We start from the raw sequence: 12,356 nt of genomic DNA, 5'->3' as shown, positions 1-12,356 counted from the left end.
AATGAGTTTTTATGTTCGTTTATATGATTGAATTGATGATATTAATTTTTATTCTGTTTTTAAACTTTTAGTTGGGTTTGCGATAGCTGCTTTGATAGTCTGAAAACTTAGTGTGATGATTGCAACTAGCAGAGTGATAATACCTGTGAGTGCAAAAACCCACCAATTTAGTTGAATTCTGAAAGCAAAATCTCGTAACCAACTGCTCATAAACCACCACGCAATAGGTGTCGCGATACAAAAGGCAAATACAATTAGTTTTATAAAATCTCTAGATAGTATTTTTACTATAATTGCCGTAGAAGCTCCGAGAACTTTACGTATTCCGATTTCTTTGGTACGTTGTTCTGCGATATAAGTGGCTAATCCAAATAATCCTAAAGCAGCGATAATAACAGCAAGTACGGTAAAAATCAAAGCAATTGTACCAATTCTTTTTTCTTGCTGATACATATCAAGGAAGGAATCATCTAAAAAACTATAGGTAAATGCTAGTTCGGAAGAGGTAGTCTCATATTTATTACGAATTTTGCTAATAGAACTTTCTACATCACTTGTATTAAATCGATATGCGGTTCTCCAATTATTATCACCTAATCTAAGACTTAAAGGTCCTACATCATGACGTAAAGATTCGAAATTGAAGTTTTTTACTACTCCGATGATCGTATAAATTATTTTTTCTTTTGTATCTGTGGTTTTATATAGTTTCTTACCAATTGGATCTTTAAAACCTGTTAACGCTACTGCTTTTTCATTTAGAATGATAGCGGTAGAATCGGTTCCAAAAGAACGAGAGAAATTTCTACCAGCGATAAGCTCCATTCCCATAGTTTTTATATAATCATAATCCGTTCTCCAATATTGCATATTAAAACCGTTTTCTGTAGTAGCAACTATTTCTGTGCTAAAAGTGGTATCAGATCTTGCAGATTTCGAAACTGGAATATATCCTGCAAAAGAAGCTGATTTTACTTCAGGAAATTGTTCTATCTCTGATTTTAATGATTTCCGGGTTTCATCGGATAAATTAGCATTATCTACAATTAATACTTGATCTTTGTCAAATCCCACATCGGTAGTTTGGATATGTTTTAGTTGTTGATAAACCACAATGGTTCCAATAATGAGCACGATCGAGGTGGTAAATTGAAAAATGACTAAGAAATTTCTTAAGTTGTTTTTGTTTCCCCCTTTAGATAGATTTCCTTTCAATACGGTTATTGGTTGGAATTTAGAAAGGAAAAATGCTGGATAAATACCTGCTAAAGGTCCAACAATAAAAGGCAGTAGAATTAAGAAAACCAGAAATTGTGGTTGTAGTAATGCTTTTATTGAGATTTCCTTGCCGGAGATGTTATTAAACCAATCCAAAGAAAGAAATACAAATATAATGGCAATACTATGTGCTAATACTACAATAAGTGTAGACTCGCTTAAGAATTGTAATACTAATGATTTTTTCTCTGTTCCTAATACTTTACGAATCCCAACTTCTTTTGCTCTACCCGATGATCTGGCTGTTGTAAGATTCATAAAATTAGTGCAAGCAATAAGAAGAATAAATAAAGCAACAGCAGAAAAAATGTATACATACTTTATAGAGCCATTAGCACTAAGTTCTATACTACGAGAGGAATGTAAATGAATATCTTTAAGAGGAATTAGGGAATATTCAATTTTGTTACCAGCGGCTTCAATATCTTCTATGGTTTTAACTTCCATGTATTGAGATACTTGTGGTAATAAATATTTTGCTACAATTTCCCTAAAATGGGTATTGAACTCTTTATAATTTGTACCTTCTTTTAGTACAACATATGTATGGAAATTATGACTTAGATAATTTCCGAAACCATAATCAACGTTCTCCATAGAGAATAAAAAATCTAACCGGAAATGAGAGTTTTTTGGCATATCTTCTATAACAGCCATAACTTTATATAAGGTCTTACCATTACTGTTGGTTTCTAAAGTTTCACCAATGGCATTATCAACATTCCCAAAGTATTTGATAGCTGCTTTTTCTGATAATACGACTGTATTTGGCGCTTGTAATGCTGTTTTAGGATTTCCTTTTAAGGCGGGAAATGTAAATACATTAAAAAAAGTAGAATCTACATAAGCAACTGAAAACTCTTCTATAAGTTCCGTTCCTTTTCTGATTAATCTAGATCCTTCAGAAGCATATATTCTAGTGTACTCTTCTACTTCAGGATAATCTTTTTTCAAAGTAGCTCCCATAGGATCAGAACTCACCGCCATATTCATTTGGGTACCGCCAAAGAGTATATCAGAATTGATTCTATAAATTTGATCTGCTTTTTCGTGAAATCGATCATAACTTATTTCATCCGTTACAAATAAAGCAATAAGAATAAAGCAACATATTCCTAATGAAAGTCCAGCTGTATTGATAAAAGTAATCCCTTTGTTTTTTATGAGATTTCTCCATGCTATTTTAAGATAGTTTCTGATCACGACGTTGATTTTATTTTTTGATTGTTGAATTTGATATCTATATAGTGAAGATGATGCCAAAATCATAAAAACCTGAAAAACAGAAAGTTGAGTTTGTTTTTAAAATTAAATGTGTTCGGTTTTGATACACTTTTTGTTCAAAAACGAACACTCTAAAACTTATTTATTCAGATCTTAAAGATGTAATAGGATTGGCTAGAGCGGTTCTTATTGCTTGAATGCTTATTGTTATTATAGCAATTAAGATTGCTGCTAAACTAGCGATAATAAAAATCCACCAGTTTATTTGTACCTGATATGCAAAATCCTGTAACCATTGATTCATTAGTAACCAACCAATTGGAACTGCAATAATGATAGCAATCAAAACGAGTTTTAAAAAATCTTTAGATAATAATTTTACAATTCCCAGAACACTTGCTCCTAGAATTTTTCTTACACTTATTTCTTTTTTTCTTTGTTCAGCATTAAAAATTACTAATCCTAGAAGCCCTAGAGAAGAGATTAATACTACAAATAGGGTAAATATTTTTGATAAGGTTGCAATTTTATGTTCTGCTTCATAAAGTTGCTGATAATCAGCATCTAAAAATGAAAAATCGAAAGGATATCCGGGTTGAAAAGTGTTATGGATGGATTCGATTTGATCTAAGACAGTAGTTGTCTGGGACCCACTTAATTTTAGTACTATATCAGTACCAAATTTTCTAAACCTTAAAATAAGAGGTTCTAATTTTTTGTGTAAAGAACCATATTGAAAATCCTCTACGACACCTATTATTTCCACTTTTTTATTTCCTTGATCTATTAAAGTGCCCACAGGGTTTTGTAACCCCATAAGTTTTGCAGCAGAAGCATTTATAATGATTTTGGTGTAATCATCCTGAAATTTTTTAGAAAATCTTCGCCCTTTTATAAGTGGAATACCCATTACTTCTGTAAACTTATATCCAACTCTAGGGGATTGAAACATAATATTTTTATCAGAAGGAAGATTGCCCCAATAAAATCCACTTTGACTATCATTGGCTTCTAGGATACTTCCATTTATAAAGGAAACAGAAGTAACCTCTGATATGTTTTGTAATTCATTGATAAAAGTGTCTAGTTTAGTATCATCTCCATCATAAGAAAAAGTAAGAATATGATCACGTTCGTATCCTAAGTTTTTATTCATTACAAAGTTGATCTGATTATTCACTATAAACACTCCAATAATGAAAACAATTGCCAATGTAAACTGAAAAATTACAAGACCTTTGCGAATCCATGCATCTCCAAAAGATTTTTTTAATTTTCCTTTTAATATATAAATAGGTTTAAAACTAGATAAATAAAATGCAGGATAACTACCTGCTAAAAACCCTGTGAATATTAATAATACAATAAGTGAGATTATAATATTTAGATTAATAGTTAGTTCGATATGTTTGGCTGTAATAGTATTAAAATATGGTAATACTAAAATAATAATGACAATGGCTACCAGTAAAGAAATTAATGACAGGACAAAAGACTCTCCAATAAATTGAGCTATCAATATTTTTTTACGACCACCGAGAACTTTTTTAATACCAATTTCTTTTAACCTTTTGCTCGCTTGAGCTGTTGATAAATTCATAAAATTTATACAGGCAATAAGCAAAATAAGAAATGCTATCATTCCGAATAATCTAATATAAACTACACGACCGCCAACTTGTATTCCATTTTGGTAAGGTTGTTTTAAATACCTTTCCGAAAATTGTTGAACAAAGAGTGTGAACATTTCTCTATTATCAACTTTAGTAGATAGATGTTTTGCAATTTTTTTGTTGAAATTATTGATATCTGTTCCTTCTTGTAGGATTAGGAAAATTTTGGCATAACCACTTTTCCAATCGGTGACCCAGCGTGAAGTTTCTTTAAGTAAATCAGAATGTACAACTGAATCAAATTGAAGTGTAGAATTATCAGGAACATTTTTAAACACTCCAGAGACCTGAACAGTAACTTTTTTTGAACCGTCACTCCATTTATAATCCCAATCTAGTATTTTTCCAATAGCATTTTCGGGAGTTTTGAATAATTTTGTTGCCAATTCTTCTGATAATACTACGTTTTTTTTGTTTGATAAAACGGTAGTTTTTTCTCCTATTAAAAGATCAAAAGAAAAGTTTTCGAAAAAATTTGAACTTGCAAAAATACCTTGCCCTAGTTGTTCTTTTTCTTGATTAGAAAATATACCTTTTGGTGTTATGAAATCTGCATTAATTACAGTAGAAGATACTACTTCGGGAAATTCTTTTGCCAAGGATTCTCCTAACAAAAAAGAATTGTTATCCATAGTGATGATCTTATTTTCTACCTCGAAATTAGCTATGACCTGGTATAGGTCCTCTTTATTTTTATGAAAAGTGTCAACACTTTTCTCATCACGTATCCAAAGAAGAATTAATAGAACGCAGGCTAATCCAGTAGATAACCCTGTAATATTGATTATAAAATTAACTTTGTTATTTTTTAGATTTCTAATAGCGATTAAAAAAATATGTCTAATCATAACGTACGTTTTTATTACTCAGTTTTTAAACTACTCACAGGATTTGCTATCGCGGCTTTAAATGCTTGAAAACTTACGGTAGCTAATGCAATTATAATAGCAACAAATCCAGCAATAATAAAGACTACCCAGTTAATTTCTATTCGATAGGCATATTCCTGTAACCAATTACTCATTACTAACCAAGCTAATGGTGTAGCTAATACAATAGCGATACATACCAGTTTCAAAAAATCTTTAGATAATAGTTTTACAATTCCTGTTACACTGGCTCCTAAGACTTTTCGAACACCAATTTCTTTACTACGTTGTTCTGCAGTATAAGCAGCTAGACCGAAAAGACCCAGACAAGAAATAAGTATTGCGAGTAATGCAAATATTTGAGATAATTTACCAACTAGCTGTTCACTTTTAAATATTGCGTCAAACGCCTCATCTACGAAAGTATATTCAAAAGGGAATGCAGGATTGTTGTTTTTCATAATTTTCTCGATAGAAGCTAAGGTATCTTCCATAGCTACACCTGATTTAGTCTTTATATAGAAGTATCTGGCATAGTTATGATTATTAAAAAATATAACAGGATCACTAGAAGCATACATATCTCCATATTGATAATCCTTAGTAACACCTATTATCTGTAAAACATCATCACCGGCAGTGATTGTTTTTCCGATAGGAGAATTTTCTCCCATAAGTTTAGCAAGAGATTGAGTAATTATGATGTTAGTACTATCCAAGCTCTGATTTTTCTTAAAACCTCTTCCTTCTATAAGCTCTATACCAGTTGTGTTAAAAAAGTCAGAATTGACATGCCTATATGATATTAAAACATCTTCTGTATCGGTTCCTCCTTGCCATTGTAAGCCAGAACCATTATTTCCTGCGGATAAAATTTGAGAATTACTTAATGCCACGCCGCTTACAACTCCTGTGTTTTTTAGGTCTTGTTCTATCACTGTAAACTTCTCAATTATATTGCCATTAGCACGCATTCTAATTAGTTGATCTTTATTATATCCTAAATCTCTATTTTTTACGTGCTGAATTTGTTGGTAAACTAGTATAGTACAAATAATGAAGACGATTGAAATTGTAAACTGCCCCACCACAAGTCCTTTTCTAATAAAGGAAGCAGAACCACTAGTAGCTTTTATTCCTTTTAAGACCTCTACAGGCTTAAAGGATGATAGATAGAATGCTGGATATATACCAGCAAATAATCCGCTAATAATAGTTGTGATAAATAAAATAGCGATATGTAATGGATTGGATAAACCTAATACCAGATCTTTTTCTATTAAAATATTAAATTGTGGTAATATCAGTAATAAAAGAAAAATACTTAGAATAGATGCTAATAAAGACATCATAAGTGCTTCTATTACAAACTGAATCATTAATTTTGGACGACTAGATCCGATAGCTTTTCTTACTCCAACTTCATTAGCTCTTTTTTCACTTCTAGCTGTAGATAGATTCATAAAGTTAATGCAAGCTATTAACATGATGATTAAAGCTATTATAGAAAAGAGACGAACATACTTAATTCTTCCTCCGACTTTTTCTCCTCCTTCGAATTTAGATTCTAAATGCCAATGTTTTAAAGCGTGCAAAAAGGCGTAGGTATCGGTGTTCGGATTTTTTGATGGTATAATTTCTCTAATTTTGTTATCTACTTCCGCAATATTAGCTTCAGGAGATAATTTTACAAAAGTGTCAGAAAAGTTACTGCCATACTCATTCATCCATTCGGCACCATCCTGATATCGTTCAAAAGGAGCAACCCAATCAAAAGGGAATGTAACATTGGTAGGAAGGTTTTCTATAACACCGGTTATGACATAATTATCTCTGTTGTTTACTTTGATAGTTTTACCTAATGCTTTCGCATTTTTACCAAAAAGTTGCTCAGTTGTTTCTAAAGTAAGTACAATGGCCTCAGGATTATTAAAAGCATTCTCTCTAGTACCTTCAATAAATTTTAGACTAAAAATTTCTAAAAAATCTACATCAGCGTATCTTCCTTGTCGATTGATAGCATTATCACCAACGGTAAAAAGACGTTCTTCAGAACTTGATCGAGTTGCTTTGATTACACCAGGAACTTCATCTTTCATAGCCTGTGCTAATGGCCCAGGTGTTGAATAAAAAGTTCGCCACTCTCCGTCATAGTTCTGATTGGTAGGAATATAATATATTTGATCCTGATCAGCGAAGGATTCATTAAAACTTAATTCATCTTCTACCCACAGAAAAATTAGACTAGCACACGTAATTCCAATGGCTAAACCAAAAATGTTTAAAAAACTATATCCTTTGTTTTTAAGTAAACTACGGAAAGCTATTTTTATATAATTAGTGATCATGATAGTTCGTTTTTTGACCTGCCAAGGGCAGAAATATTGTTTTATTTATTCCGTTCTCAATGAATTTACAGGATTGGCGGTTGCTGCTTTAATAGCTTGTATACTAACCGTTAAAAAAGTAATAGTCATTGTTACAATACCTGCTATTAGGAAAACCCACCAGCTTATTGAAATTCTATATGTAAAATCTTGTAGCCAGTTTTCCATAAAATAGTAGGATAGAGGAGTAGCAATGGCTAATGCAATAAGTATTAGTAAGAAAAAATCTTTTGTTAACATTTTCATGACTGTACTGACACTTGCTCCCAAAACTTTTCGGATACCGATTTCCTTCTTTTTTTGTTCTGCCATAAACGAGATTAGACCAAATAATCCAAGACAACTTATTAGGATTGCTAGGGTAGTAAATACAATCGAAATATTTGCCAGTCTTTTTTCTTCTGCTATTAATTTTTCTGTTTCTTTATCAATGAAATTGTAAATAAAAGGTGTAGTTTTATTTACTTGTTTCCATACAGTTTCCATCTGATTAAGAATCATTTCGAAATCAGAAGTGTTCGTTTTTACAAGCAACCATTCTGAACTAATATCTAGAAAAAGCATAATTGGTTCTACTTCCTCTTTTAATGAAGCAAAATGAAAATCTTCTGTGATACCAACCACTTCTACAGTTTGTACATCACCACCTGTAGAAAATGAAAGGTTTGTACCTACCGCATTTTCTATTGAAATGTTAAATGCATCAATAGTGGCTTTATTTACTACTACACGACTACTATCCTGACTTTTTAGTCCTCTACCTGTTAATAATTCGGTATCTATTGTTTTTAAATAATCACTTTGAATACCATTTACTTTTACTAATAAAGGTTTCGTTGGATCGTTACCAGGTAAATAAGCACCTACATCTCCACGTAAAAATTGAGATGGATATATATTACATCCTGAAATGGATTTTATTCCAGGAATCTTACTCATATTTGTTTTTAAAGTATTGTATTGAGTAAAGGCTTCTTGTGTTCCTAAACGAACTGCAATTAAATTATCTTTATTAAAACCCATATCTTTATTTTGAGCATAACGAACTTGTTCCGTGATAATATATACCGTGGCGATTAGGCCAATTGAGATTACAAATTGAAAAACTACTAGGCCTTTTCTTAAAAAAGTTCCACCGACAGCAGCGGTGACGGCTCCTTTCAAAACACGAGTTGGCTTTATAGAAGATAATATAAGAGCTGGATATATCCCAGCGATAATGCCCGTTAGAATACCAATTACAAGAAGTATTGATAATACACGCCAGTCAAGAATTGCTAAGAAACTTATGTCTCCTTGGGTTAGTTGATTCACTAGAGGTAATAAAATACATGTTAATGGAATACTAACAACGGTAGCTAATAGGGATAATAGAATAGATTCTCCAAGAAATTGACCAATTAATGATTTTTTATCTGCACCGATAGTTTTGCGAACACCAATTTCTTTAGCACGTTTATTAGCTCTTGCAGTACTTAGATTGATAAAATTAACACAAGCTACTAATTGTATGAATAGTGCTAACGTAATTAATAAGTATAAGTAGCTAATATCGGATACCGGACCGATTTGCCTAGATATACCTTTGGAATGTAAATGGATATCACTCACTTTTTGTAAGATAAGTTCTTTCTTAAAATTAAAAGCAGCAAAGTCTTTTGCACCACGATTCTCTAAAAATTCAGGTAATTTGTTCTGAACTAAAGACGCATTTTCTGGATTATTTAACTTTACATAGGTATAGATAAAGTTTTGAGTAGCAAAGTTCTGAACGGTTCTAACAAACTGTCCTAACCCAGGAGTGTTTATGGTGACTAAATAATTAGGGTTTAGATGAGATTTTTCTAGATCGCTATCATCAAAAACACCAGTTACAGTTAGTGATAATTGTTGTTCTCCACTACCAGAAATAATAGTTTTATTAAGCACAGGCACATCACCAAATAGTTTTTTGGCTAAGCTAGAAGATAATACTACAGTATTGGGAGCTACCAAAGCAGTATCTGGATTACCTTCGAGTAAATTGAAATTAAAAATGTTAAATATTGTGGGATCTGCAAGATACCCTCTAGGCTCGTAAAATCCTGCCGTACCATCACTTGTGCGAAGTAAATCTTCGGTGCCTTCACCCATATATACTAATCGAGTAGCTTCAATTACTTCTGGGAAATCTTCTTTCATAGCAAACCCAATAGGAGGACCACTAGAAGCAGCATTAAATAGTTTTGCGTTAGGATCTTCAATAATGGTTCTTACCCGATATATTGCTTCTGCATCTTTATGATGATCATCATACCCTAATTGAGCAAATACATAAATTAAAATACTTAAACAGCAGACAGTCCCAACAGTTAATCCAAGCAAGTTGATTATTGTTTGTAATTTATTCTTTTGAAGACTCCTCAAAGCTATTTTAAAATAATTCCTTATCATGATTGTTCGTTTTTTGATTGATGATTTATTCTGTGCGTAATGAGTTTACCGGATTAGCATTTGCTGCCTGAAAGGTTTTAAAACCTATTACCAATAATGCGAATAGCATCATTAAACATCCACTTACTAAAAATGTCCAAAAACTTATATCGCTTCTGTATGCGAAATCCTGTAACCAATTATGAATTCCATACCAGGCAATTGGTGTTGCTATTATAAATGCAATACCTACTAGAATTAAAAATTCTTTGCATAGCAATGTGTTTATCTGTAATAATGAAGCTCCTAAAACCTTGCGAACACCAATTTCTTTAACCCTTCTATTGGTAGTATAGATTACTAATCCAAGAAGTCCTAAACAACTAATTAGAATTGATAAACCTGTTGCCCAATTCAATAATTTAGAAACTTTTTGTTCTCTTTTATAAAACTTAGCTACAGTTTCATCCATAAAATCTATACGATAGTCTTCTTTATCTGTGTATACATCACCATATGCAGATTTAATTTTGGATAATGTAGATTGCAAATCGTCGGGATTGGTGTTTTGGAAAGCGATATGTACTGCTTGGAATCGACTAAAAACATCTCTGTCCCAATCACCTCGTAATGCCATTGGACGAATCTCTGATTTTAATGAACGTTGATAGAAGTCGGCCATAACACCTACAATAGGAACAGTATAATCTCCGAAGTCTATTCTTTTTCCGATGGCATCTTCTGGTGTTTTAAACCCATAGACTTTTCTTGCTGCTTCGTTAATAACGATTTCTTTTATAGTATCGTTTCTATATGTTCTACCCGCTAATAATTCTAGTTCAAAAAGTTTTGAATAATTGGTATCCCCAAAAATGAATTGTAAATCTGATTGAACATCTCTTTCTTCAGTTTTGTAATTGGTGGTTGTAGTGTTAGAAGATAAAGAAGCTGGTGGCGCACCTCCTAAACTTAATTGTTTAATTTGTGGAATACTTTGTAACTTTTGTAAGTATCGTTTCTTCTTATCAAGTTGTCGTTCTCCTCTAGGACTATAGACCGATACAACAGCATCTGTTTTAAACCCCATATCTTGATTAAGCAAAAAATTAATTTGTTTTCCTACTAATAAGGTTCCTATTATAAAAACTTGAGCAATTGTAAACTGAAAAACAGTAAGAAACTTTCTAAGCCCATTTTTTCTTTCCCCGACTGCGATATTATTTTTCAGGACCGTAATAGTATTAAATTTTGATAGTACCAGTGCAGGGTAAAAACCAGATAGTATGGTGATTATTACTACAAGTATTACGATGCCAATGATAATTATTGGATTGCTGAATAACTGAAAATCTAGGTCTTCGGCTATGAAATCTGAAAAAAGATTAAGTAACCATTTTGATAATATTAGTGATAGTATAGTAGAAAATAATACCAATAAAAATGTTTCTCCTAAGAATTGACTAATTAGTTGTTTTCTAGAACTACCTAATGTTTTTCTTATTCCAATTTCTTTTGCGCGCCTTGTTGCTTGAGCAGTATTAAGATTTATAAAATTAATACATCCAAGTAATAATAGAAATAATGCCACAAGTGCTAGATTTCTTAATAAAGGTTTGCTGGCTTGCCCTTGTGTCCAATCGTAAACACCATAGTTTTTATTAAAATGAATATCATTTAGAGTTTGTAATTTAAACTCTTTAGATTGTCCGTGGCTACGAGAGTATTCATCTAAATGTTCATCTGCCAAAGCATTAAACTCTTCCTGTATTTTTTGAAAGTTTGCTTGTTGATTTACCTTAACAAATAACTGTGAATTAGAATCAGTAGAATTCCAATTCTTGTCTAAGAAGTTTCCTCTTAATCTTGTTTTAAGAAGTGTTGGATCTGAGATAAATTCTTGAAAAACAAAATCTGTTCGCTCTTTAAAAGATTCTACGACTGCTGTTACCGTAATATTTAATGAATCGTTGTAAATTAATGTTTTCCCTATAACTTCATTCGGTGATAAATCAGGAAAATAATTGGAAGCTCTTTCGGCTGTTAGCACAACATTATTTGGGTTTGATAATGCAGTTGACTGATTTCCTGCAATAAAGTTATATTGAAAAAGATCGAAATAATCTGCGTCGGTAAAAATCACATGTTTTGGCCATTTTAATTTGATATTTTGTTCCTTGTTTTGAACACTTGCTGGTCTTTCAACATAGAAGCCACTTACTATTTCAAAATTCGAATTATCTTTTATAGCATCTTCTAAGGCTACCGTGACACCTGAGTTATAGAATGTTCCTTCTGGACTGTGAAAATCTGTAACGATTCTGTAGATCTGGTCACCATCGGTATGAAACTTATCAAAACTGTAATCATAATATACCATTAGACCAATAATGAATGATACACTTAAACCTATGGTAAGACCAATTACATTGATCAAAGAAAATACTTTTTGCTTCCGTATATTTCTCCAAGCTATTTTAAAATAATTCCTTATCATGATTGTGCGTTTTTTGATT

Annotated in this window: 5 protein-coding genes; all 5 read right to left on the bottom strand. The window is 31.9% G+C overall.

Annotated features, from left to right (window positions below; translation table 11 throughout):
• Positions 1 to 48 precede the first annotated feature (48 nt).
• A complete protein-coding gene (locus J8L88_RS17390) occupies positions 49 to 2,481 on the bottom strand; it encodes an ABC transporter permease (protein WP_211061411.1) in 2,433 nt (810 codons plus the stop codon).
• 163 nt (positions 2,482 to 2,644) lie between these two features.
• Complete coding sequence (locus J8L88_RS17385; protein ID WP_211061410.1) at positions 2,645 to 5,023, bottom strand: ABC transporter permease; 2,379 nt, start codon at positions 5,021 to 5,023, stop codon at positions 2,645 to 2,647.
• Positions 5,024 to 5,037: 14 nt separating this feature from the next.
• Positions 5,038 to 7,392 (bottom strand): ABC transporter permease, encoded by a 2,355-nt coding sequence (locus J8L88_RS17380; protein ID WP_118385671.1) that lies wholly within the window; start codon positions 7,390 to 7,392, stop codon positions 5,038 to 5,040.
• 45 nt (positions 7,393 to 7,437) lie between these two features.
• On the bottom strand, positions 7,438 to 9,864 hold the full coding sequence (locus tag J8L88_RS17375; protein ID WP_118385672.1) for an ABC transporter permease: 2,427 nt from the start codon (positions 9,862 to 9,864) through the stop codon (positions 7,438 to 7,440).
• Positions 9,865 to 9,889: 25 nt separating this feature from the next.
• A complete protein-coding gene (locus J8L88_RS17370) occupies positions 9,890 to 12,337 on the bottom strand; it encodes an ABC transporter permease (protein WP_211061409.1) in 2,448 nt (815 codons plus the stop codon).
• Positions 12,338 to 12,356 lie beyond the last annotated feature (19 nt).

Origin of the sequence: Aquimarina sp. MMG015 (genome assembly GCF_018100855.1) — a bacterium.
GTDB classification, from domain to species: Bacteria; Bacteroidota; Bacteroidia; order Flavobacteriales; family Flavobacteriaceae; genus Aquimarina; species Aquimarina latercula.
The sequence above is the reverse complement of the archived record's forward strand: the minus strand, read 5'-3'. Positions and strand labels throughout refer to the sequence as shown.

Bases quoted from the DNA above. Each gene is read 5' to 3' on its own strand.
- J8L88_RS17385 (WP_211061410.1), bottom strand. From the start codon at position 5,023: ATGATTAGACATATTTTTTTAATCGCTATTAGAAATCTAAAAAATAAC.
- J8L88_RS17370 (WP_211061409.1), bottom strand. From the start codon at position 12,337: ATGATAAGGAATTATTTTAAAATAGCTTGGAGAAATATACGGAAGCAA.
- J8L88_RS17375 (WP_118385672.1), bottom strand. From the start codon at position 9,864: ATGATAAGGAATTATTTTAAAATAGCTTTGAGGAGTCTTCAAAAGAAT.
- J8L88_RS17380 (WP_118385671.1), bottom strand. From the start codon at position 7,392: ATGATCACTAATTATATAAAAATAGCTTTCCGTAGTTTACTTAAAAAC.